Raw genomic sequence first — 23511 nt, 5'->3', positions numbered from 1 at the left:
GAGCATCTCGCCCCGGGTTGTCCGCGTCTGCGGCCTCAGCCCCGGCCGTCGCTCGCGGTCTGGAGATGCTCGACGACCCGCTGCACCGCCGAGCGGGATCGTGGCCGGGACAGCGCCTCGTAGACGCGGGCGGCGCGAACCCCCTTGATCACCAACCGTTTCACCCCGGGATGGCGCACCGCGAACCTGGGCATCAGCGCGATGCCGTGACCACCGGCCACGAGCGCTTCGATGGTGGTGAAGTCCAACATCCGCTGGGTGACCCGGGGCGCGACGCCCGTCACCGCCGAGATCGACTGCAACACATCGTCGACCGGAAATCCACCCTCCACACTGATCCAGTCGTGTTCGGCCAGTTCGGTCACCGCGACCTCGTCCCGGCCGGCCAGCTCGTTGTCGCCGGCGACGATGACGTCGACGGGTTCACGCATCAGCTCGGTCACCCGCACGCGTGGCACATTGACCGCCGGGGTGCGCTCGTCCCGGTGCGTGACGACGACATCGAAATCGGCGAGAGCCGGTGCGGCGTCGTGGTATCCGACATCCAGATGCACCGCATGCACGTCGATGCCCGACTCGGTCGCCATGTCGAGGACCGACGGCAGCAGCAGCGTGGACCCCGACGGGAACATCGCCAGCCGCACCCGTGCCTTGCCGGACCGATACGACGACATCTCCTCGTGCGCGCGGTCCACCGCCGCGATGACGTCGTCGGCCCGCAGCACCAGGGCGCGTCCGGCCTCGGTCAACCGGATTCGACGCCCGTCCGGCTCGAACAACGCGACGCCCGCCTCGTCGGCAAGCACCTTCAGCTGCTGGGACACCGCCGACGGGGTCATGTGCATCGCGTCGGCGACCGCCCCGATGGACTCGCGATCGGCGAACTCGCGCAGCAATCTCAGGCGACGGACCTCCATGCGGCAACGGTACTCACCGAGGTCGGCACGTCGCGCCGGTCCGTCACCCCCACGCGGCTCGGCATCCGTCCCGGTCCGCCATACCCGGAACATCCGCCATGCCCGGAATATCGGCTGCCCGGAATGTCTGGACACCCTGCACCGTTGTGCGAGGCATGGCATCACAAGACATCACCCTGGAAACCTTCGAGGACACCATCGCCTCGGACGGCATCGTCCTGCTCGACTTCTGGGCCGGCTGGTGCGGTCCCTGCCGCCAGTTCGCGCCGGTTTTCGAGAAGGCCTCCGAAGCCCATTCGGACATCACCTTCGGCAAGATCGACACCGAGGCCGAGCAGCAGCTCGCCGGCAGCCTCGGCATCCGATCCATCCCCACGCTGATGGCGTTCCGCGACGGCATCCTGGTCTTCAATCAGCCCGGCGCGCTTCCCGCCGCCCAGCTCGAGGAGCTCATCGGAGCGGTCGAGGGCCTTGACATGGAGGACGTCCGCGCGAAGGTCGCCGCCGCGCAGGAGTGACCGCGGCAACATTCACCGAAACTGAATAGTCCATCCGTCTAAATTCGATTGTTCTTCACTTCCTACGCGCTGACGATGGGACCATGTCCACACGTGATCGGTTACTCGCGCTGTTCGTCGTCTTCCTCTGGGGACTGAACTTCATCGCGATCCGACTGGGGTTGGATCACTTTCCGCCGTTCTTCCTCGCCGCCCTGCGGTTCGCCGTCATGGCGATCCCCGTGATGGTCTTCGTGCGGTTCCCGAAGGTCCGCGTGAAGTGGTTCCTGCTGTACGCCACCGGATTCGGGACCGTGCAGTTCATGATGCTGTTTCTCGCGATGGAACTGGGCATGCCCACCGGGCTCGCGTCACTCGTGCTGCAGACCTCGGCCCCGTTCACCGTGGTGCTGGGTGTCCTGTTCCTGCGCGAGCGGATGACCGCCGCCCAGGTCATCGGGTTGCTCATCGCCGTCGGAGGAATGGCGCTCATCGCGGTCGATCGGGTGCACGGCACCGACCTCGGCGTCGCCGCCCTGCTCCCGATCGGACTCACCGTGCTCGGCGGACTCAGCTGGGCTGCCGGCAACATCGGCGGACGCCTCGCACGACCGGACGACTCCTTGCGGATGACGCTCTGGATGGCCGTCGTGGCCACTCCCCCGCTCTATCTCGCCAGCCTCGTCATCGAGGGACCCGCCGCCGGGATCGAGTCCCTGAAGACCCTGAACACCGAGACCGGGTGGCTCGCGCTGGGCGGGCTCGCCTACCTCGCGATCTTCGGCACCGTGATCGGGGCCGGCCTCTGGACGACGCTCCTCGGGCGCAACGACGCGAGCCGGGTGTCGCCGATGTCCCTGCTCGTGCCGGTGGTCGGCATCTCGGCGGCGTTCGTGTTCCTCGGCGAGGTCCCCACCGTCGGTGAGATCGTCGGCGCCGTCATCGTGGTCGCCGGGTGCGCTGCCGGGGTGATGGCCCGGCCGCGGTCGTCCGCGCGGCGTCGAGAACCCGTCTCTCCGCAGGCGGCGGGCGTCTCGACAACAGACGCCAACCCCGAACCGGTCTGCGCCGCGAACGGGGTGCGCTCAGGCGCCTGAGGCCGGCCCGCCCTGCGCGACCGCCGCCATTGCCTCACGGACCCGCGCGCACATGCGGTCGACGGCCGCACGAGCACCCGGGCTGATGAGGGTCATGTTCACGAAACCGTGGATCATCGACCCCTCGCGTCGAAGGGTGACCGGGACCCCGGCCTCCTCGAGCCGCTGCGCGTACGCGAGCCCTTCGTCGCGCAACGGGTCGAACCCCGCGACGATGACGTGCGCGGGCGGCAGCCCGCTCAGATCCTCGGCCCGTAGCGGCGAGCACCTCGGGTCCGTTCGCTGGTCGACGTCGGGCAGGTAGCGGTCGGTGAACCAGTCGATACCGTCCGCGGTCAGGAAGAAGCCGGAGGCGAACTCGCGGCGCGACGGGGTGTCGGCCGCCTGGTCGGTCACCGGGTAGATGAGGAGCTGGAACGCCGGGGTCACCGCCTCGCCGCGAACCTGGAGGGCGACGACGGTCGCGAGGTTGCCGCCGGCACTGTCACCCGCGACGACGATCCGCGCCGGGTCGAGTCCCCATCGCGGCGCGACGTCGACGGCGAAGCGCCATGCCGCGACGGCGTCGTCGACGGCGGCCGGGAACGGATCATCCGGCGCCAACCGGTAGTCGACGGAGAGGACGTCGAGCCCGGTGCCGTGGGCGAGTCTGCGGACGAAGGCGTCGTGGCTGATGCGGCTGCCGGTGACGAAGCCACCGCCGTGGAAGTAGAGGAGCAGCCCCGCCGACTCGGTCGACGAGCGATAGCGCGTCGCCGGGATCGGTCCGGCCGGTCCGTCGAGGACGAGATCCTCCTCGACAGCCAGCGGCGGCAGCACCTCGGCCATGGAGACGCCGCTCTCGTCGGTCTGCAACCGCGACTGCGCCACCTCACCCTGGAACGGATTGAGCCCGGGCACGTTGTCGTTGGCCCAGCCGATCGCCGCGAGTTCGGGTGCCACCCGCTCGCCGTCGGAGTTGACCGGCGCGCGACGGCCCAGGAAGGCCAGGGCTCCTTCGGGAATCCTCGCCGTGGCGAGCAGCACCCCGCGCTGGATTCGGGCGGGCAGGGACAGGCGCATGTAGGTGTCGCGGCTCACAGCCGCAGAGCCTACGCGTCGTCGACGAGCGGCACGACCATCCTCGCCGGAACAGCCTGTGACACACTCGTGCGCATGCCCGACCGAGTCTCTTCCACCGGTTCCGCACCCCGCAGCAACGCACGAGTTCCCGCCCGGACGTCCGTGGCGCTGGGGGCTGCGGCCGCGGCCCGATGGGCGTCCCGGACCGCGGGGCGGGGCAAGGGGTCGATGATCGGCGGACTCGTCGCCGCCAAGATCGACCCGCAGATCATGCGGCGACTCGCCGCGGGCAAGCGGACCGCGATCGTCACCGGAACCAACGGGAAGTCGACGACCACGCGGATGACCGCGGCCGCGATGGCCGAGTTGGGCGATGTCGCCACCCAGGCCGACGGCGCCAACATGGACGCCGGCATCATCGCGACGCTCACACTCAACCGTGACGCCCCGTTCTGCGCACTGGAGGTCGACGAACTCCATGTCCCCCACGTCAGTGACGCCGTCGACCCCGAGGTCCTGATCCTGCTGAACCTGTCTCGCGACCAGCTCGACCGTGTCGGCGAGATCAACATGATCGAGCGCCGCCTCCGCGAGGGCATCGCACGGCACCCCGAGACGACCGTCGTCGCGAACTGCGACGACGTCCTCGTCACCTCCGCCGCCTTCGACGCCCCGGACGTCGTCTGGGTCGCCGCGGGCGCCGGATGGGTCGGCGACTCCGTCAGCTGCCCCCGCACCGGGGAGCCGATCATCCGCACCGAGGCCGGCTGGCAGTCCACCGGCGACGAGAAGTTCCGGCGGCCCGACCCGCAGTGGTGGTTCGACGACGAGAAGATCTATGGCCCAGGCGGATTCAGCGCACCGCTGGAAATCGCCGTCCCCGGCAAGGCCAACCGCGGCAACGCAACGCAGGCGGTGGCCGCTGCCGTCGCGATGGGCGCCGATCCCGCGGCCGCCGTCGCCGCGGTCGGGACGGTCGGCGAGGTCGCCGGCCGGTACGGCGTCCACCAGGTCGGAAATCACTCGGTCCGAACACTTCTCGCGAAAAATCCGGCCGGCTGGCAGGAGGCCCTGTCGATGATCGATCAGGACGCCGACGGACTGGTCATCGCGGTCAACGGGCAGGTCCCCGACGGCGAGGACCTGTCCTGGTTGTGGGATGTGCGCTTCGAGGCCTTCGAGACCATGCAGGTGGTCGCCGCGGGCGAACGGGCCGCCGATCTCTCGGTCCGGCTGCTGTACGCGGGTGCCGAACACACCACCATCCCCGACCCCATGGCGGCCATCGCCTCCTGTCCGCCCGGACGTGTCGAGGTACTGGCCAACTACACCGCGTTCCGTGACCTCGGTATCGCCCTGGAGCGCGCCGCACGTTCGCGAAAGGCGGAGCAGTGAGCGAATCGACCCTGCGCATCGGCCTCGTCCTCCCCGACGTGATGGGCACCTACGGTGACGGCGGCAACGCCCTCGTCCTCAAACGGCGGGCGCTGATGCGCGGCATCGACGCCGAGGTCCTCCACATCACGCTCGACGACCCGGTCCCCGACTCGCTCGACGTCTACACCCTCGGCGGCGCAGAGGATTACGCCCAGCGACTCGCCACCCGCCACCTCACCCGCTACCCCGGACTGCAGAAGGCGGCCGCCGCCGGACGCCCGGTGCTGGCGATCTGCGCCGCCATCCAGGTGCTCGGTCACTGGTACGAGACGTCCGCGGGCGAACGCGTCGACGGGATCTCGCTCTTCGATCTCACGACGGCGCCGCAGCCCAGGCGCAGCATCGGCGAGCTGCTCGTCGAGCCGTCGTTGCCCGGCTTGACCCAGACTCTCACCGGTTTCGAGAACCACCGCGGCGGAACCACTCTCGGCTCCGATGCCGCGCCGTTGGGCCGGGTTCGCCACGGCGTGGGCAACGGTGTCGGCGACGGCACCGAGGGCGTGGTCCAGGGCAGCGTACTCGGTACCTACATGCACGGTCCCGCGCTGGCCCGCAACCCCGAACTCGCCGACCATCTGCTGGCCACCGCCATGGGCGTGGAAACCCTTGCGCCGCTGGACCTCCCCGAGGTCGACCGGTTACGCCGCGAGCGCCTCGCGGTGGGTCGGCGCCGGTAGGGGCGTCACCCGCGCTCGATTCCCGCCGATGCCGCCGCGGCGGTGAGGACGTCGACGACCATCGGAACCGTCAGTCTCCCGGTGAAGGTGTTCTGCTGACTGACGTGATAGCACCCGAACACCTCGAGCTCGGTGCCGTCGCGGACGAGTGTCGTCGAGACCCCGTGACCGAACTTCGGCAGCGGTTTCGGCACAGTCCATCCCAGCTTCGCGAACGTCCGCAGCGTCGACTGCCAGCCGAACCCACCGAGGGTGACCACCGAGCGAACCGTCGGCGCCAGCAGCTCGAGTTCGGCATGCAGCCAGAACGAGCATGTGTCCCGTTCCTCGACGGTCGGCTTGTTCTGCGGCGGCGCGCAGTGGACCGGCGCGGTGATGCGGGTGTCGAAGAGTTCCAGGCCGTCGCCGATGGCGACCGAATGTGGTTGATTCGCCAGACCGGCCAGATGGAGCGCGGAGAACAGCACGTCGCCGCTGCGGTCTCCGGTGAACATCCGGCCGGTGCGATTCCCGCCGTGCGCCGCGGGCGCCAGACCCACGATGAGCAGTCGCGCATCCGCCGGGCCGATACCGGCCACCGGCCGGCCCCAGTAGTCCTCGTCGGCGTAGGCGCGACGCTTCTCCACGGCGACGAGCTCGCGCCAGGCGACCAGCCGTGGGCATGCGCGGCAGTCGATCAGATGCGCATCGAGCTCCGCGAGATCACGGAAGCGTCGTCGGGTGGCCATCCCCCGACACTAACCGCCGATCGGACAACCGCTGCTCACGGCCGAGCATCCTAGGCCAGCTCGTCGAGCACGACGCAGCGCTCCCGCGTGCCGTCGACCGCGAACCACCCCGCCTCGAACTCCTGCCATCCCTCGAGATGCTCCCGCTCGGCCTCACCGTCTCGGGCGAGGGTCCGCGCCAGCCGGTCGGCGGCGGTTCCCCCGTCGAGCCAGAGTGCGTGTCCCAGGCGGTCGGCGATCCTGCGCCGAGCCGAGGACACGCCCTCGATGATCAGCAGCGGTTGCCACTCGATCCACACGCGGGGACCGGGCGTGGGAGTGCCGTCGCGCCAGACGCGTGGCCGGTAGCGATAGTCGCGTCGTCGACCGAACGGATGCAACACGTCCGACTCGAGTTCCGGCCACCACCCGACGGGGTCGTCCCACGTCGCGAAATCGTCTGTGCGCACGAGGGTCACGCCGACGCCTCGGGCCCGCAGCTCGGCGACGAGCAGATCGGCCACCGTCGACTTCCCCGCACCCGACGGCCCGTCGATGGCCACGATGCCTGCGTCGAGACGATCCGCTAGCTCGGTGAGCCGCGTGCGGATCTCCGACGTCACGACACCGGGCGTGGTCACCACGCGGTCGCGCCCGCGTTCATACTCGGCATCCGGGTGAGCGGCGCGGTGATCGGGGCCTGTTCGACGCGGGTGACCCCGGTGCGTCCGGTGCGCAGGTACTCGACGATCGCCGCCTCGAGCGGCGCGTTGGCCCGGCCGAGCTGGGCGTGATCGCCGCCCCCGACGGTGATGAGGTGACTGTTCATCTGCCTGCGCATCACCAGCGATCCCCGATACGGGGTCTGCGGATCTCCGAGGCTCTGGATCTGCAGGGGACGCACCGTGAGTCCGCGGTTACGGATGTCCACGGGCCGGGTGAGCGCCGGGGCGCCCGCGCACGCGATACCCGACCGGTAGGCCAGCCCCGGTGCGTCGAACGGGTCGCCCGTGACGTAGTTGGCGATGAACGCCTCGAAGCCGAGCGCCGGCTGGGCCGGCACCTTGTTCTCGTTGCACAGGACCGCGGCCTGCATGTCCTGGGACACCTGGGCCGCCGCGAGTACCTCGGGTGACGGCTTCGGCAGTTTGCGGCCGGGGTCGGCTGTCATCAACGCGACCGTGGGCCACGAATTACGGTCGGGTGCGAAGGCCCGGGTCAGTGCCAGCAGCGTCGACGTCAGCTGCAACGACCCGGGCCGGAGCAGCGTGGCGACGAAGTTCTCGAATCGCGCGCGGGCATCCGCGGTCAGGTCGGTGCCGGCGATGTACTGCCTGGCGAACGCCCGCAGACCGGGCGGGACGTCGCCGACCTGCGCAGGGGGTCCCAGCAGCGACGGCGGAACCCCGGCCTCTGCACTCACCCGGTCGCTCCACTTGCGGTAGACGGCCAGCGGCGTCTTCCCCAGGTGGTAGACGGAATCGTGGCGTGCGATCCACGCCATCATCTCGTGGACCCGGGCCTTGTAACCCGGCGTCTGTGCTGCGAGCAGGCTGTTCCAGACCAGACCCGGGTCGAATCCGGAGTCGAGGACCATGCGGTCGACGCGCTGCGGGAACAGCGTCGCGTAGGTCGACATCAGCAGCGTGCCGTAGGAGATGCCGTAGAGGCTGACCTTCTGCTCCCCGAGGAGCCGGCGGACGACCTCCATGTCGCGGGCGGTGTTCTCGGTGGTCAGCGACGCGCCCAGTCCGGGAGTCCGACGCTCGCACCGATCGCGGTTGACCTTCCCCAGCGCCGTCATCAGTTCCGGCTCGTCGCCGGTGATCGCGTCGCACCGCAGTGCGGTCCCCGAGACGAGGCCGCGCGGTTGCACCGCGACCAGGTCCCATTCGTCGAGCATCGCCGCGGGCGGACGGACCTGGCTGAACATCGCGATGCCATCGCCACCCGGACCGCCGGGGTTGCCCATGATCACACCGCGGCGTCGGGATTGATCCCGGGCGGCCATGCGGCTGACACCGATCTCGATGGTCTTGCCATCGGGCTTGCTGTAGTCGAGCGGGACTTCGACGGTGGCGCAGCGCACCTCGGGCGCCACGCCGTGCACCGCCGGACATGAGGTCCACTCCAGATCGCTCGGTGCGGCACCCGCGGTCGGCGCGAGAGCGCCGGCCCCCGTGCCCACCAGGCCCGCGACGGTCACCGCCGCCAGACCTGCAGCCAACCCCCGGATACGACGACGCCCCCGCTTCAGCGAAATCACCACCTGACAGTAGCCGTCCGGTTTGCCGGGCTCACGGCGGGCGCGGACGTCAGGCCAGGATGCGCCGCCCCGACAGCGCTCGGCCGAGGGTCAGTTCGTCGGCGAACTCGAGGTCGCCACCCATCGGCAGCCCCGACGCCAGACGCGTCACCGACAGTCCGGGGAAGTCCTTCAGCATCCGTTGCAGATACGTCGCGGTCGCCTCGCCCTCGGTGTTCGGGTCGGTCGCGACGATCACCTCGGAGACGTCCACGCCGTCCTCCTGATTTGCGAGGCGTCGCAACAACTCTCGTATCCGCAACTGGTCGGGGCCGATACCCGACAACGGGTCCAGCGCGCCACCCAGCACGTGATAGCGACCGGTGAACTCCTTGGTCCGTTCGATCGCGTGGACATCCTTGGGCTCTTCGACGACACAGATCTTCGTCGCGTCCCGGCGCGAGTCGGAGCAGATGCGGCACAACCGATTCGCCGAGACGTTGCCACATTCGGCGCAGAACACCACGTCGTCGCGCACCCGTCCGAGGGCCGCGATCAACCGGTCGATGTCGGGCTTCTCCCCGGCGAGCAGGTGGAACGCGATCCGCTGTGCACCCTTGGGACCGAGACCGGGCTGTTTGGCCAGCTCGTCGATCAGGTCCTGGATCGGTCCTTCATACATGGAGTGCCTGGATCTCTACTCGTCGCTCACGGCGTGGCGCGTGCAGCGCGGTCAGCCGCCGAGCCCGGGGATGCCGCCGCCGAGACCGCCGGCCAACGGGCCCATCTTCTCGCTCGCGAGCTGCTCACGCTTCTCCGAGAGGTCCGCAAGCGCCCCCAGCAGCAGGTCCTGCAGGGTCTCGACGTCCTCGGGGTCGACGACCTTGGGATCGATGGACACCGCGGTCACCTCGCCGGTGCCGTTGCCGGTCACGGTGACCAGGCCGTTGCCCGCCGTTCCGACGACCTCCGCCGCGGCGATCTCGTTCTGCGCGGACAGGAGCTTCTCCTGCATCTGCTGCGCCTGGGCCAGCAGGCCTGCCATGGGGTTCTCCCCACCCTGGCCGCCGCCGAACAATGCGCTGGGATCGAATGGTTGCGTCACCCGGTCCAGGGTAGTCGCAGCGTCAGCGCAGCAACCGATCGACATGCGCGGCGATGTCGTCGACGGTCGACTCGTCGGACGGGCTGATCTCGAACGACAGCACCTCGTCGCCGAACAACCTGCCGGCCCGCGGGGTCAGCGCGAACTCGAATCGGTCGTCGACTCGACGCCACTGTGTGATCCCGCCGTACACGGGGGCGCTCGCGCCGGTGGTCACGCAGTACTCGTCGGCGCGCGGGCCACCGGTCAGGTCGCGCTGGATCTGGAAGCACGCCAGCGACTCGTCGTCGATGAAGACCACGGCTTCACAGCCCAGGTCGGTATGCCGTTCATACGACGCTCGGATGGTCATCCGGCCAGGGTAGATCGTCGCGGGTCAGGCGGGGTGCCGGTCGAAGACCGTTCGCATGCTCTCGAACCGGCGTTCCTCGCCGGTGAGCGGGTCGTCGAACTCCAGGGCATGTGCGATCAGTCGCAGCGGAGCCGAGAAGTCGCCCCGGTCGGGACGTGCGGCGAGTTCGGGCCGCACGTCGGGGTAGAGCGGGTCGTCGACGATGGGGACGCCGACCGACGCCATGTGCAGCCGCAACTGATGTGTCCGGCCGGTGTGCGGTCGCAGTAGGTAGACGCCCTGTCCCCCGGTCTGCTCGACGAGGGTGATCTCGCTGACGGCGTTCACCGGTCCGTCGACCACCCGGGCGCGCAGGTCACCCGCGGTCTTCTCGATCCGGTCGCGGACGGTGACCGGATCGGCGAGGGCCTCGTCGGCGGGTGCGAGCGCGCGGTACTCCTTGCGGGCGATCCGAGCCGCGAACAGGTCCTGGTAGGCCGCGCGCACCTCGGGACGCAGGGTGAACAGCAACACCCCTGCCGTCAACCGATCCAGTCGGTGCGCAGGCGAGACGGTGTCGGAACCCAGCTCACGGCGCAGCCGCACCAGCGCGGTCTGGGTGACGTGCCGACCGCGCGGCATCGTCGCGAGGAAGTGCGGCTTGTCGACGACGACGATGTTCTCGTCGCGGTACAGCACCGGGAGATCGAACGGGATCGGCACCTCGTCGGGCAGGTCCCGGTACAGGTACAACGAGACGTTCACCCGCGATGGAGCATCGAGATCGACGGGACGGCCGTCGGCATCGACGATGTCACCGACAGCGGCGCGAACCTCCAGGTCATGCGGTGACAGACCCGCCAGACTCGACGACGCCAGCAGCGCGTCGCCGACCGTGAGCTCGGGCCCGGAGCGCAACACCACGCGCGTCGCGTCGACCCCGTCGCGGATCGGGAGCGGCGAGGGCCGGGCCCGGCCGCGGCGGCGTCGGACGTGATCCGAACGCCCCGCATCGCTCATGGGTCCGGCCGGGACGCGTCAGCCCTCGATGCGCTTCTTCAGGTTGCCGAGCACCTCGGCCTGGATGCGCTGCAAGCCCTTCGGCGCGAACGTCTTCTCGAAGAAGCCGCCGACGCCGCCGGCACCCTTCCAGGTGGTGGTGGTCGTGACCCGCGAGCCGCTGCCCGCCGCGGAGACGCTGTAGGTGGTCACCATCGTGGAGTTGGCGTCACGCTCGGTCACGGTGTCCGGGGTGACGCTGACGGTCGCCTGCACATCGCGCTGGCGCTTCGACGTCGCCTGGAGAATCCAGTGCACGACGGTGCCGTCGCCCTTGCCGCCGCTGATGACCTTGTAGTCGCGGTACTGCTCGGGCAGGATCGCCGGCCGCGTGGTCTCGTAGTCGGAGAGGGCACCGACGACGGCGTCCGGTGCGGCGGCGATGTCGATCGACTGCGAAGCGGAAACCTGACCCACGATGGACACTCCTCGGGACGAAACGATTGGCGACTGAACTGATCGAGTCCTAGGCTAACCGGGTGAGCAACGGCTTGGAGATGGGGGCCGCGGCATTCGACCGAGGGGTGTCAACCCTTCTGGCCAGCTACCGCGCCATTCCTCCGCACGCGACGGTGCGCCTGGCGAAGAAGACTTCCAACCTCTTTCGCAAGCGCGCCGCCAATCCGCATCCGGGATTGGATGTCTCCGGACTCGATCGGGTGATCTCGGTGGATCCCGACGCGCGCACCGCCGATGTCGCCGGAATGTGCACGTACGAGAACCTGGTCGCCGCGACCCTGCCGTACGGACTGGCGCCACTTGTGGTCCCGCAGCTCAAGACCATCACGCTCGGCGGTGCGGTCACCGGTCTCGGCATCGAGAGCACCTCGTACCGATCGGGCCTGCCGCATGAGTCGGTCCTCGAGATCGACATCCTCACCGGCGACGGCGAGATCGTCACCGCCACCCCGACCAACGAGCACGCCGATCTCTTCTACGGATTCCCGAACTCCTATGGCACGCTCGGTTATTCGGTCCGCCTGCGCATCGAGCTCGAACCCGTGCAGCCCTACGTGGCGCTGCGCCACATCCGCTTCTCGTCGGTCGCCGAACTCGAGTCCACGATGGAAGCGATCGTGACCACGAGGACCCATGACGGCGAACAGGTCGACTACCTCGACGGCGTCGTGTTCTCCGCCGACGAGTCCTATCTGACGCTGGGCCGCCAGACCGACGAACCGGGCCCGGTCAGCGATTACACCGGGATGGACATCTTCTACCGGTCCATCCAGGAGCGCGAGACCGACCGGCTCACCATCCACGATTACCTGTGGCGCTGGGACACCGACTGGTTCTGGTGCTCACGCGCATTCGGCGCCCAGAACCCGAAGATCCGTCGCTGGTGGCCCAAACGTCTACTGCGCAGCAGCTTCTACTGGAAGTTGATCGGTCTCGATCAGCGGTTCGACATCGGCGACCGGCTCAACGCGCGCAAGGGTCTTCCCGCAGGGGAACGCGTCGTGCAGGACATCGAGGTGCCGATCGAGCGGACCACCGAGTACGTCGAGTGGTTCCTGGCGAACATCCCCATCGAACCGATCTGGTTGTGCCCGCTCCGACTCCGCGACCCCGCACTTCCCGGTGCCGATGCGATCCGCCCATGGCCGCTGTATCCGCTTGCCCCGCAACGTACCTACGTCAACGTGGGCTTCTGGTCGGCGGTACCGGTCACCCCCGGCGATCCGGGCCACACCAACAAGATCATCGAACGCAAGGTCGCCGAACTCGACGGCCACAAGTCGCTGTACTCGGAGAGTTTCTACTCGCCGGACGAGTTCGACGAACTCTACGGCGGGGAGAGTTATCGGCTCCTCAAGAAGCGGTACGACCCCCGCGGCCGACTGCTGGACCTCTATGCGAAAGCGGTGAAACGCCAATGACCACCTTCAAGGACAGCACGCCGTCGAGTGTGGACTCCCACCCCGGCAAGATGACGCTCGCCGAGATCTTCGAAACCCTTCTGGGCGGCAATCTGTCGATCCGGATCTCGGCCTACGACGGCAGCAGCGCCGGGCCCGCCGACGCCCAGTACGGTCTCAACCTCAAGACCCCGCGCGGCACGACCTACCTCGTCACCGCCCCCGGCGATCTCGGACTGGCCCGGGCATACATCGCCGGCGACCTCGAACTCATCGGCGCCCACCCCGGCGATCCGTACCCGGCGCTCAAAGCGCTCGCGAGCAATCTGCAGTTCCACCGCCCGTCCCCGCTGGCGCTCGCCCAGATCGCCCGGTCACTGGGCATCGAACACTTCAAGCCGATCGCGCCGCCGCCCCAGGAGGCCGTCCCCCGCTGGCGCCGGTTCGCCGAGGGACTGCGGCACAGCAAGTCTCGCGACGCCGAGGTCATCCACTACCACTACGACGTGTCGAACACGTTCTACGAGTGGGTCCTCGGGCCGTCGATGACCTACACGTGCGCCGTCTATCCCGAACGGAATGCCTCGCTCGAGGCCGCGCAGGAGAACAAGTACCGGCTGATCTTCGAGAAGCTGCGCCTGAAACCCGGCGATCGGCTCCTCGACATCGGTTGCGGCTGGGGCGGAATGGTCCGTTACGCCGCCCGTCGCGGCGTGCACGCCATCGGCGCCACACTCTCCGCCGAGCAAGCCGAGTGGGCTCAGAAGGCCATCGCCGACGAGGGATTGGGCGAATTCGCCGAGGTGCGCCACAGCGATTACCGCGACGTCCCCGAGAGCGGTTTCGACGCCGTGTCGTCGATCGGCCTCACCGAACACATCGGCGTCCACAACTATCCCGCCTACTTCGGGTTCATGCGCGACAAGCTCCGCCCGGGCGGCATGCTGCTCAACCACTGCATCACCCGGCCCGACAATGCCAGCCGCGCCAAGGCCGGCTCGTTCATCGACCGGTACGTGTTCCCCGACGGCGAGCTCACCGGCTCCGGCAAGATCATCTCCAAGCTGCAGGACATCGGCGGCATGGAGGTCGTCCACGAGGAGAACTTCCGCGAGCACTATGCGATGACGCTGCGCGACTGGAACATCAACCTCGTCGAACACTGGGACGAGGCTGTCGCCGAAGTCGGCGAGGGAACCGCCCGCCTGTGGGGCCTGTACATGGCCGGGTGCCGAATCGGCTTCGACCGCAACATCATCCAGCTGCACCACGTCCTCGCCACCAAACTCGACGAGGACGGCGGCCACCAGGTTCCGCTGCGCCCGTGGTGGGACGCCTGACGGGCGCCCGACCCGGGACCGTCCGGTCCTGAAATCAGCCCCCGGCATCTGCCCCTGAAAACCGCCCTTCGGAACAGAGCCGACGACATATCGTCGTCGAACCTGTTGTGGAGGGCGGTTTTCCGGGGCGCTTTTCGGCGTAGGGGGTCGACCGGTACGTCCGACGCGGCCGCGCCCTACTCCAGCGGTCGGGCCCCGAGCTCGGACTTCAGCAGCTCCAGCGCCACCTGATCGGGGTCGAGTCGCTGTTCGGGACTTCCGGTGCGCGCGTCGGCGACCATCTCCGCACGTTCGTCGTGGGGGATGTCCTCGTCGGCCCGTGGCGGTTCGGGCTCCTCCGGCTCCGCGACCGGTTCGGGCGCCGGGACCGGTGCCGCACCCTGGTCGCGTGCGCGGCTCGGTCGGGAGTACGACTGGCGCGCCTTGCCCGGCTGTTTGCCCGGTGCGGCGGTGGGGCCGCCGGTCGGCGCGGGAGCACCCGGCGCCTGGTGGACGGTCCGGACGTCGAGCTCGGTGCCGAACACCTCGGTGAGGGCCTCGCGGATGATCGTCACCGCGTGGGGCGCCGACAACCGGCTGACGAGTACCTCCACCGGGTGCGACAGCACGACCGTCGAACCGTCGACGTCGGCGATGACCGCGGCCGACAACATGGGCTCGATGCTCTTCGACCGCTCGCGGACCGCAGATCGGATGTCTTGGTACCTCTTGCGGACCGCGTCGACGTCCAGGCCGCCGGTCGCCTCGGGTTCCGGCTCCGGCTCCGGCGTCGGCTCGGGCGCGCGCACCCGTGCGGGCATCGCGTCCGGCGGCGGCACGTCGTACTCGTCGACGGGTTCGTCAGGTAGTGGGATGTCGTCGTACGGCATCGACGATCCCGGTTCGGACGCCTGCGCAGGCTGCGAGCGCGAGGGAGGTTCGGGTGCAGTCGGCGTGCGCGGACCGGTGACCGGTTCCGGACCGGCCACGGCCTGCGACGGGGCCTGATCTGCCGACGACTCGTTCCGGACGGTGTCCTCGACGACCGGCTCGGCTGCTACCTCCTCCACCGCCGCGTCCTCGACCGCCGCCGCGTCCTCGACCTCAGGCCCTGCCGCAGCCTGTTCGACGACCAACTCGTCGAACATCGACTCGGTGTCCGCGTCCTCGACACCGGGAGCACCTGCGTCGACGACGGCCTCCACGTGGGGTGTCGCAGCGGTGTCCGCGACCTCGACAGCAGGCTCGACCACCTGGGGTTCGACCACCTGGGGTTCGACGACCGGCGGGGTCTCGACAACCGGCGGCGTCTCCACGACCGAGGGCGCCTCGACTACCGGCGGCGTCTCCACCACCGCGGGTGCCTCGACCTCCTCGACGCGCGACGGTTGCTCCACCACGGGCGCGGCCACCGCCGCCGGTTGCTCGACCGACTGCGGCTGCGCGGCAGATGCCGGTGCGGCGTCCGCCTCCGCGACCTCCGCCGCGGCGCGTTCGGCCTCCTCGGCCGCCTTGGCCTCTTCCATCGCCTTGCGCTGAGAGGGCCGGACGAACTTCGGTTCGGGTTCGGGCTCAGCCGGCGCCCCGGGAACCGGGATCGAGGTGGTCCCGATGCCCGACTCCAATCGCTCGAGCCGCTGCAGCAGCGCCGCGTCGTCGGCGGAGACCGCGGGCAGCAGCATCCGCGCGCACATGACCTCGAGTAGAAGTCGGGGTGAGGTGGTGCCGCGCATCTCGCCGAGTGCGTCGTGCACGATCTCGGCGAAACGCGTCAGCGACGCCGGCCCGAGGGTCTCGATCTGCGCACGCATCCGCGCCAGCTGATCTCCCGGCGCCTCGACCAGACCGCGATCGGCGGCGTCCGGAACCGCTTGCAGCAGAATCAGATCGCGCAACCGTTCGAGGAGGTCGACGGCGAACCGCCGGGGATCGTGCCCGGCGTCGACGACCCGTTCGACCGTCCCGAACAGGGCCGACCCGTCGGCATCGGCCAGGGCGTCGACGGCGGTGTCGATGAGCGCCACGTCGGTGACACCGAGCAGCGCAAGGGCACGCTCGTAGGCGACGCCGTCGTCGTCGGCCCCGGCGAGCAGCTGGTCGAGGATGGACAGCGAATCGCGCGGCGAACCGCCTCCCGCGCGGATCACCAGCGGGTACACCTCGGACGCCACCGTGACGCCCTCGCGTTCGCAGATCTTCTCCAGCAGCCCGCGCATCACCGGCGGCGCGAGGAGCCGGAACGGGTAGTGGTGGGTGCGCGACCGGATGGTGGGCAGCACCTTCTCTGGCTCGGTGGTCGCGAAGACGAAGATGAGGTGCTCGGGCGGCTCCTCCACGATCTTGAGCAGCGCGTTGAAGCCGGCGTTGGTCACCATGTGCGCCTCGTCGACGATGAACACGCGGTAGCGCGACTCGGCCGGTGCGTAGAACGCCCGGTCGCGCAGCTCGCGGGTGTCGTCCACGCCGCCGTGACTCGCGGCGTCGAGTTCGATCACGTCGAGGTTGCCGGGACCACCCGGGGCGAGCGCCACACAGGATCCGCACTTGCCGCAGGGACGCGACGTCGGGCCCTCGACACAGTTCAGCGACCGGGCCAGGATTCGGGCCGACGACGTCTTGCCACATCCGCGCGGACCCGAGAACAGATACGCGTGATTGATGCGACCGGAATCGAGCGCGCGGCTCAGCGGATCGGTGACGTGCTCCTGACCCACGACGTCGGCGAAGGTAGCCGGGCGATAGGTGCGATACAGAGCCACGCGTCGAGACTACCGGCGAGGCATGACATCCGATGACCCTGCCTCACACTGTGCGGGCGGGCCCCTGATCGGGTGTCTCGTCGAGCCGTTCACCTGCGGTTCCGACCAGGTCATCGGCCATCTCGGCCGCCCGGCGACCGGCCGGTTCCAGGCGGTCGGATGCGTCGTCGCGGTCGGTCCGTCCGTGGTCCTGCGGACCGGTCTCGCCCGGCCCGGTCCCCTGCGGGGGCAGGCCCCCCTCGGCGATGACCGCGGCGGCGACGCCGGGCGGGATGACCGGATCGATCGACGGCGTCGTCGACCTGCTCCCCACCATCCGCAATCCGATGACGGTCGCCAGCAGCACCCCGAGATACGCCCACAGGTACGGGCTGACGGTGAACCAGTTGAGCCACGTCACGCGAGTCTTCACGTAGAGCCCGGTGTAGTAACCGTCGGGGATGAGCGCGGGAACGTGCGTCGGCCATGCGAACGCGAGCAGCACCAGTGCACCGACGCCCACGCCCGCCCACACCCGCTCCGGGCGGTCGCGTCGCATGTCGAGGACGAGATGAACCCCGATGACGAGGATCGGCACGAACCAGACCCAGTGGTGACCCCACGACATCGGCGACACCACACAGGCGGTCATCCCGACGATGCTGACCGCGAGGAGTTCCTGCCCGCGGCGATGGGCGTACGACGCCACCGCGAAACCGATGGCGAGCGCGACGAGGACCAGAGCCAGCCACAGCAGGGTCGGCGGATTGTCGGTGTCGAGGTGGTTGGCCAGCATCCCGCGGATCGACTGGTTTCCGCGCAACTGTGCCGACCCGACGCGGTCGGACTCGAACAGTTTGCCGGTCCAGTACGACCACGAGTCCCTCGGCAGGGCCAGGAATCCGACGAGCATTGTCGCGGCGAACCCGCCGATCACCCCGAAGAACGCCCGCCAGTTCCGTTGCACCGCGTAGTACCCGGCGAAGATCAGCGGGGTCAGTTTGATGCCGGCGGCGATCCCCGTGCCGAAGCCCTTCAGCCGACCGCGCTTCCCGCCGTCGGGACGGGTCAGGTCGGCCAGGATGACGAGCATCAGGAACACGTTGATCTGGCCGTACCAGATCGTCGTACGCACCGGCTCGAACAGCATGGCCACCGCCACGAGTGACATCGCGATCACGCGCAGCGGCCAGGTCACCGGACGGCCGAGGCTCCGGAAGCTCAGCATGATCACCAGATACAGCGCCACGACGATGCCCGCGGTCCACAGCGGACGTGCGAGGTCGAACGACAGCCACGCCAGCGGGCTGAACAGCAGTGCCGAGAACGGCGAATACGTGTAGTCGAGGTCGTCGACCATCTTGACGTCGTAGAGGCTGACGCCACCGGTCAACGACCGGGCACCCGCCTGATAGACGGCGAGGTCGATCTGGTTGTGGAGCAGTCCCCAGAATTGGGCGCCCAAGGGTACGACGACATCCTGGAGCGCCAGAGCGATGACCCCCACGACGGCGAAGCCGGTTGCGAGAAGAACCGGCCTGGGCAGATTCACGATTTCAAAGCCTGTCACATCAGAGCGTGCTTGCCAGCGCACTCGCCGAGGAATGAGAGCAATCTAACGCCGCAGCCCCGCGCGCCCCGGTGTGTCGGGGCACGCTGGGCTCGGCACGGATGGGTGCGGCGGTCAGCTGTGCCGCGCGAGCAGCGTTTCCGCCGACGCGAGCAGCACGCATGTCGACACCCCGTCCATCGCGGCCCGCAGGTCGTCGGTGTCGGGGAACGTCGGCGCCAGGCGGATGTTCTGGTCGTGCGGATCGGTCTTGTACGGGAACGCCGAGCCGGCACCGGTGAGCGCGATACCGGCCTCTTTCGCCAGCTCGATGGTGCGTCGCGCCGCACCATCGACGACATCGAGGCTGATGAAGTACCCGCCCTCGGGTTCCGACCAGGACGCGACCTTCGACGCGGCGAGACGGTCCTCGAGGATGTCGAGCACGAGCGTGAACTTCGGGGCCAGGATCTCGCGGTGCCGGGCCATGTGCGCCCGGACGCCGTCGGCGTCACCGAAGAACTTCAGGTGGCGCAGCTGATTGACCTTGTCCGGACCGATGGTCTTGAGCGACAGGTACTTGCTGAACCAGGCGAGGTTCTCGCTCGACGATCCGAAGAACGACACGCCCGCACCCGCGAAGGTGATCTTCGACGTCGAGCCGAGGACGTACACGCGGTTGGGGTGGCCGGCGGCCGCGGCCATCTCGAGGATCGGCAGCGCGGCGGGCGGGTTCTCCACCAAGGTGTGCACGACGTAGGCGTTGTCCCAGTAGATCCGGAAGTCGGGCGCCGCGGGCATCTCCAGCAGACCGCGGGCGACCTCGTCGGAGAAGGTGACGCCGGTCGGGTTGGAGTAGGTCGGGACGGCCCACATGCCCTTGATGCTCGGGTCGTTGGCGACGAGTTCGGCGCACACGCGAACGTCCGGACCGTCGGGCAGCATCGGTACCGGGATCATCTCGATGCCGAAGCTCTCGGTGATCGCGAAGTGGCGGTCGTAGCCGGGGGCGGGGCAGAGGAATTTGATCGGTTGCCGTCCCCACGGCTCGTCGGAGTCGGCGGTGCCGTGCAGCATCCCGAACACGGTGAGGTCATGCATGATCTCGAGGCTCGAGTTGCCGAGGGCGATCAGATTGTCGGGGTCGACGGCGAGGAGCTCACCGAAGATGCCGCGCAACTCGGGCAGGCCGTTGAGTCCGCCGTAGTTGCGGGTGTCGGTACCGGCGCCGTCGCGGTACTCCTCACCCGGAAGGGAGAGCAGGCCGTTGGAGAGGTCGAGCTGCTCGGGAGCCGGCTTGCCGCGGGTGAGGTCGAGCTTCAGGCCCAGAGCGCGCAGCGACTCGTACTGCTTCGTCAGATCCGCCTGGGTGTCGCGGAGCTGGTCGGCACTCATCGAGTGGAAGTTCAACGTGGGCCCTCTCGCGGCTCGACGCCGGTGCGGGTGGCCGACGCCGCAGACCTAGAAAATGTGTATCGGATATAGGGGACCCCGCGCACCCGAGAGAGCCCGTTGACCCTTGCTGCCTTCCGGCCCTGGGGGAGTTCACAGGATGCACGCCGCGCGGGATCCGTCGTCCAGTGTAGCGAGGGGTTCCGGCGGGGCGACACCACCCCCGTGGCCCGGTCGGCGCCGGTCTCCTGACAACCGCCCAGAGGACTCCAGCCGGCGATGTTTCGGCGCCCGTCCGTTTTCCCCGGGCGGTTTTCGTCGTTGATGCCTGCGGGGATGCCCGCGAACGACGAAGGTCCGCGGTGCACCCGGCAAGCGGGTGTCACTGCGGACCTTCGGTGGCGGAGGATAGGGGATTCGAACCCCTGAGGGCTGTTAACCCAACCCGCGTTCCAGGCGAGCGCCATAGGCCACTAGGCGAATCCTCCAACGTCGAGATGATAGCCGCCAGGCGTGCGCACACCCAAACCGTTCGGTCGCGCAGCGGCGAGCGCTAGGGTTGCGCACATGCCCGATTCCTCTCCCATCGTCGTCGTCGGAGCCACCGGAGGACAGGGCGGCGCCGTGCTCGATGCGCTGCTCGACGCCGGTTTCCCGGTCCGCGCCGTGGTCCGCGACGCGGTCTCGTCAAAGGCCGCCCGTCTCGCCGATCGCGGCGTCGAACTCGCCGTCGGCGACATCGTGAGCGGCGCCGGTCTCGCCGACGCCTTCGCCGGTTGCGCCGGCGTCTTCGCCCTCACCACACCGTTCGAGTCCGGCGTCGAGGCGGAGATCGCGCAGGGCACCGCGCTGATCCAGGCGGCCACGTCGGCCTCGATCCCCTACCTCGTGTTCTCCTCGGTGGCCTCCGCCGATCGGCACACCGGCGTTCCCCACTTCGATTCCAAGTTCGAGGTCGAGAAGATGCTCGCGGCCACCGACATCCCGCACACCATCGTCGGTCCGGCCTACTTCTTCGACAACCTCCTCGGCGGTGCCGACGCACTGGCGGCCGGCGTCATGCCGATCGCGATGCCCGCGGACAAGCCGCTGCAGCAGCTCTCCCGGCGCGACCTCGGCCGGCTGGTCGCCGAGCTGTTCGCGGCCCCCGACGTCCACATCGGCCAGCGCATCGACCTCGCGTCCGACCAACCGACCCCCGACGAGATGGCTCGGATCATCGGCGAGGTCCTCGGCACCACAGTCACGGCCGAAACGTACGACCCCGAACGCATTTCGTCGGACGACATGCGTGCGATGTTCACGTTCCTCGGCGGCCGCGGTTACGAGGTCGACATCCCGACGCTGCACCGACGCTTCCCCGACGTCGGGTGGCAGAGCTTCGCCAACTGGGCCGCCGAGGCACTGCGTCCCCGGCCCGCACAGCACTGACCCGGCGACACCGACTCCCACCGGCCGCGGCAAGGACACCGGATGATCGTCGACGCGGCGTTGATCCTCGCCGGGCTCGCGGGCCTGATCGTCGGCGCCGAATTCCTCGTACGCGGCGGTTCGGCGATCGCCACCCGCTTCGGTGTGTCGCCCCTGCTGGTCGGGCTCACGATCGTCTCGATCGGCACCAGCATGCCGGAACTCGCGGTCGGCATCGACGCCACGCTGAACGACGCCGGTCCCCTCGCGATCGGCAACATCGCGGGCACCAACATCGTCAACCTGCTGCTCATCCTCGGGCTGTCGGCGGCACTGGTGCCCCTCGCGCTGGGGCGCCAGACACTCCGGCTCGACCTCCCGGTCATGACCGTCAGCGCTCTGCTGCTCCTCGTGCTGAGCCTCAACGGAAACCTGACCCGGCTCGACGGGGCGTTGCTGCTGGTCGTCGCCGTCGTGTACACCGCGACGGCGATCCGGGCCGAACTGAAGACCACGTCGACGACGCCGGAGATCGCCGACGAGCTGCCCGCGACCGGTGGCCCCCTATGGGCGCGGGTGCTCGAACTTCTCGGCGGGATCGCCGTCATCGTCCTCGCCGCAGAGTGGCTGGTGCGCGGATCCGTCGACATCGCCACCGATCTCGGCGTCAGCGAGGCCTTCATCGGCCTCACGATCGTGGCCATCGGCACCTCCGCGCCCGAACTGACGACCACGATCATGTCGACGATCCGCGGCGACCGGGACCTCGCCATCGGCAACCTCATCGGGTCGAGCGTCTACAACATCACCTTCATCCTGGGCGTCACCGCACTCGTGAAACCACTCGACGTCACCGACGAGCTCATCCGCGTCGATCTCCCGCTGATGGCTGCCGTCGCCCTGCTGTGCATTCCGGTGTTTCTGTCCGGCCGGCGCGTATCCCGCTACGAGGGAATCGCTTTCGTCGCACTGTACGTCGTGTACCTGGGCCTGCTCATCGCGTTCCGGACCTGATCGCGCCGCTCACCCGTCGGCCCGGCGGTTGCCCTTCTCGTCCCAGTGCTCGGCGACCTTCTTGCTCGGCTGCACGCGCGGCGGTTCACCGGGCATCTTCGGATAGCTGGGCGGATATGGCATGTCCCCCAACCCGTTTGCGTCGTCCTCCTGCACCATCTCGAGCAGCTTCTCGACGCCCCGGCGGTGGTCGGCGATGTCGGCCCAGGGGTCACCACGATCGGCGAGCAACCGCGGGACCGTGGCCATCGTGCAGTCGTCGGGATCGACGTCGGCGAGTTCGGCCCAGGTGACCGGCGTCGACACCCGGCCCCGGGCGCTCCGCCGGACCGAGTAGGGCGAGGCCATCGTCCGGTCCCGGGCGTTCTGGTTGTAGTCGATGAAGATCCGTTCTCCGCGTTCCTCTTTCCACCACGACGTGGTGACCGCGTCGGGATCGCGGCGTTCGAGTTCGCGGGCGAGCGCGATGACGCACCGGCGGGTCGCGATGAAGTCCCAGAGCGGTTCGATGGGCACGTACACGTGCACTCCGCGACCTCCCGAGGTCTTGACGAAGCCGGCAAAACCGAGCTCGTCGAGCAACGGTTTCAGTCCCTCGATCGCCACGCGCCGAACGTCGTCGAAGGTCGTGCCGGGCTGCGGGTCGAGGTCGATGCGGAGCTGGTCGGGGTGATCGTTGTCTGGATGCAACGTCGGCCAGGTGTGAAAGGTGACGGTCCCCAGGTTGGCGCCCCACACCAGGTCGGCGGGCACCGTCGGCCGGATGGCGTCGCCGGTTCGCTTGGACGGGAACACGATCGGGGTCGACTGCACATGCTCCGGACGCTTCTTCGCAATGTGCTTCTGGTAGATCTCCTCGCCCTCGACACCGTCGGGAAAGCGCTGCAGGAACGTCGGCCGGTCGCGGGCCGCGCGCATCAACGGGCCCTCGTCGCCGTCCTCGACTCCCAGCGCGACCGTGCGGTAGTACCCCACGAGATCCCGCTTGCGGCCACCGTTCTCACCGAGCTCGGGAAAGTAGATCTTGTCCGGGTTGCTCATCCGGACGGCGACCCCGTCGACGTCGAGTTCTTCTGCGGGAGAACGTGTTGCCATG

The 23511-nt window shown here is 69.0% G+C and carries 22 protein-coding genes, 1 tRNA gene and 1 other RNA gene; 8 read left to right on the top strand and 16 right to left on the bottom strand.

Translation table 11 applies throughout. From position 1 onward, the window contains the following. Positions 1-35 precede the first annotated feature (35 nt). Positions 36-917, bottom strand: a complete 882-nt coding sequence (locus tag MAY35_RS18905; protein ID WP_238422823.1) for a LysR family transcriptional regulator — start codon at positions 915-917, stop codon at positions 36-38. Between the two features lie 155 nt (positions 918-1072). Here MAY35_RS18905 and trxA point away from each other — a divergent pair, with 155 nt between their 5' ends. Both trxA and MAY35_RS18895 read left to right on the top strand, forming a co-directional pair. Continuing rightward, a complete protein-coding gene (trxA, locus tag MAY35_RS18900; RefSeq protein ID WP_238422822.1) occupies positions 1073-1435 on the top strand; it encodes a thioredoxin in 363 nt (120 codons plus the stop codon). A gap of 83 nt (positions 1436-1518) precedes the next feature. Further along, positions 1519-2511, top strand: a complete 993-nt coding sequence (locus tag MAY35_RS18895; protein ID WP_238422821.1) for an EamA family transporter — start codon at positions 1519-1521, stop codon at positions 2509-2511. Here the strand turns inward: MAY35_RS18895 and MAY35_RS18890 are convergent. Continuing rightward, positions 2500-3591 carry an alpha/beta hydrolase gene (locus MAY35_RS18890; RefSeq protein ID WP_238422820.1) on the bottom strand — a complete coding sequence of 364 codons (1092 nt, stop codon included), beginning with the start codon at positions 3589-3591 and terminating at the stop codon, positions 2500-2502. The genes MAY35_RS18895 and MAY35_RS18890 overlap by 12 nt on opposite strands. 75 nt (positions 3592-3666) lie before the next feature. On the opposite strand from MAY35_RS18890, the gene MAY35_RS18885 reads away from it, so the two are divergent. Both MAY35_RS18885 and MAY35_RS18880 read left to right on the top strand, forming a co-directional pair. Further along, positions 3667-4968 (top strand): MurT ligase domain-containing protein, encoded by a 1302-nt coding sequence (locus MAY35_RS18885; RefSeq protein ID WP_238422819.1) that lies wholly within the window; start codon positions 3667-3669, stop codon positions 4966-4968. Continuing rightward, entirely contained in the window at positions 4965-5687 is a 723-nt protein-coding gene (locus MAY35_RS18880) for a type 1 glutamine amidotransferase (RefSeq protein WP_238422818.1), read from the top strand. The genes MAY35_RS18885 and MAY35_RS18880 overlap by 4 nt, the downstream gene beginning before the upstream one ends. A 5-nt stretch (positions 5688-5692) precedes the next feature. Here MAY35_RS18880 and MAY35_RS18875 read toward each other — a convergent pair whose 3' ends face one another. The 8 genes from MAY35_RS18875 to MAY35_RS18840 are packed head-to-tail and all read right to left on the bottom strand — an operon-like array spanning position 5693 to position 11551. Then, positions 5693-6415, bottom strand: a complete 723-nt coding sequence (locus MAY35_RS18875) for a uracil-DNA glycosylase (protein WP_238422817.1) — start codon at positions 6413-6415, stop codon at positions 5693-5695. A 50-nt stretch (positions 6416-6465) separates the two neighbouring features. Beyond that, a complete protein-coding gene (locus tag MAY35_RS18870) occupies positions 6466-7017 on the bottom strand; it encodes a uridine kinase (protein ID WP_374237983.1) in 552 nt (183 codons plus the stop codon). Positions 7018-7031: 14 nt separating this feature from the next. Then, entirely contained in the window at positions 7032-8663 is a 1632-nt protein-coding gene (locus MAY35_RS18865) for an alpha/beta fold hydrolase (protein ID WP_238422816.1), read from the bottom strand. A gap of 46 nt (positions 8664-8709) precedes the next feature. Further along, a complete protein-coding gene (recR, locus tag MAY35_RS18860; RefSeq protein WP_238422815.1) occupies positions 8710-9321 on the bottom strand; it encodes a recombination mediator RecR in 612 nt (203 codons plus the stop codon). Between the two features lie 51 nt (positions 9322-9372). Next, on the bottom strand, positions 9373-9789 hold the full coding sequence (locus MAY35_RS18855) for a YbaB/EbfC family nucleoid-associated protein (RefSeq protein WP_238422814.1): 417 nt from the start codon (positions 9787-9789) through the stop codon (positions 9373-9375). Then, on the bottom strand, positions 9767-10096 hold the full coding sequence (locus MAY35_RS18850; protein ID WP_238422813.1) for a hypothetical protein: 330 nt from the start codon (positions 10094-10096) through the stop codon (positions 9767-9769). The genes MAY35_RS18855 and MAY35_RS18850 overlap by 23 nt, the downstream gene beginning before the upstream one ends. A 24-nt stretch (positions 10097-10120) precedes the next feature. Next, a complete protein-coding gene (locus MAY35_RS18845) occupies positions 10121-11095 on the bottom strand; it encodes a pseudouridine synthase (protein ID WP_238422812.1) in 975 nt (324 codons plus the stop codon). Positions 11096-11113: 18 nt separating this feature from the next. Next, positions 11114-11551, bottom strand: coding sequence for an SRPBCC family protein (locus MAY35_RS18840; protein WP_238422811.1), 438 nt, complete (start codon positions 11549-11551; stop codon positions 11114-11116). An 80-nt stretch (positions 11552-11631) separates the two neighbouring features. On the opposite strand from MAY35_RS18840, the gene MAY35_RS18835 reads away from it, so the two are divergent. After that, a complete protein-coding gene (locus MAY35_RS18835; RefSeq protein ID WP_238422872.1) occupies positions 11632-13014 on the top strand; it encodes an FAD-binding oxidoreductase in 1383 nt (460 codons plus the stop codon). Continuing rightward, a complete protein-coding gene (locus MAY35_RS18830; protein WP_238422810.1) occupies positions 13011-14333 on the top strand; it encodes a class I SAM-dependent methyltransferase in 1323 nt (440 codons plus the stop codon). Before MAY35_RS18835 ends, MAY35_RS18830 begins: the two co-directional genes overlap by 4 nt. Positions 14334-14509: 176 nt before the next feature. Here the strand turns inward: MAY35_RS18830 and MAY35_RS18825 are convergent, their stop codons facing one another. The 5 genes from MAY35_RS18825 to MAY35_RS18805 all read right to left on the bottom strand — a co-directional run bounded on the left by MAY35_RS18825 (position 14510) and on the right by MAY35_RS18805 (position 20479). Continuing rightward, positions 14510-17071, bottom strand: a complete 2562-nt coding sequence (locus tag MAY35_RS18825; RefSeq protein ID WP_238422809.1) for a DNA polymerase III subunit gamma and tau — start codon at positions 17069-17071, stop codon at positions 14510-14512. A 43-nt stretch (positions 17072-17114) separates the two neighbouring features. Then, the gene (locus MAY35_RS18820; protein ID WP_238422808.1) at positions 17115-18602 is read right to left on the bottom strand and encodes a glycosyltransferase 87 family protein; all 1488 of its coding nucleotides are present in this window, start codon (positions 18600-18602) and stop codon (positions 17115-17117) included. 132 nt (positions 18603-18734) lie between these two features. After that, positions 18735-20009 (bottom strand): aminotransferase class I/II-fold pyridoxal phosphate-dependent enzyme, encoded by a 1275-nt coding sequence (locus MAY35_RS18815; RefSeq protein ID WP_238422807.1) that lies wholly within the window; start codon positions 20007-20009, stop codon positions 18735-18737. 70 nt (positions 20010-20079) lie between these two features. Continuing rightward, positions 20080-20174, bottom strand: an RNA gene (gene ffs, locus MAY35_RS18810) — signal recognition particle sRNA small type. Between the two features lie 216 nt (positions 20175-20390). After that, positions 20391-20479: transfer RNA gene (locus MAY35_RS18805), tRNA-Ser, on the bottom strand. A 79-nt stretch (positions 20480-20558) separates the two neighbouring features. Here MAY35_RS18805 and MAY35_RS18800 point away from each other — a divergent pair. Both MAY35_RS18800 and MAY35_RS18795 read left to right on the top strand, forming a co-directional pair. Continuing rightward, positions 20559-21422, top strand: coding sequence for an NmrA/HSCARG family protein (locus MAY35_RS18800; RefSeq protein ID WP_238422806.1), 864 nt, complete (start codon positions 20559-20561; stop codon positions 21420-21422). A 42-nt stretch (positions 21423-21464) separates the two neighbouring features. After that, complete coding sequence (locus MAY35_RS18795) at positions 21465-22415, top strand: calcium/sodium antiporter (RefSeq protein ID WP_238422805.1); 951 nt, start codon at positions 21465-21467, stop codon at positions 22413-22415. Positions 22416-22424: 9 nt separating this feature from the next. On the opposite strand, the gene MAY35_RS18790 is transcribed toward MAY35_RS18795, so the two are convergent. Further along, positions 22425-23510 carry a DNA polymerase domain-containing protein gene (locus MAY35_RS18790; protein WP_238422804.1) on the bottom strand — a complete coding sequence of 362 codons (1086 nt, stop codon included), beginning with the start codon at positions 23508-23510 and terminating at the stop codon, positions 22425-22427. Position 23511 lies beyond the last annotated feature (1 nt).

This window comes from Gordonia sp. 'Campus' (assembly GCF_022206305.1).
Classification (GTDB): domain Bacteria; phylum Actinomycetota; class Actinomycetes; order Mycobacteriales; family Mycobacteriaceae; genus Gordonia.
The sequence above is the reverse complement of the archived record's forward strand: the minus strand, read 5'-3'. Positions and strand labels throughout refer to the sequence as shown.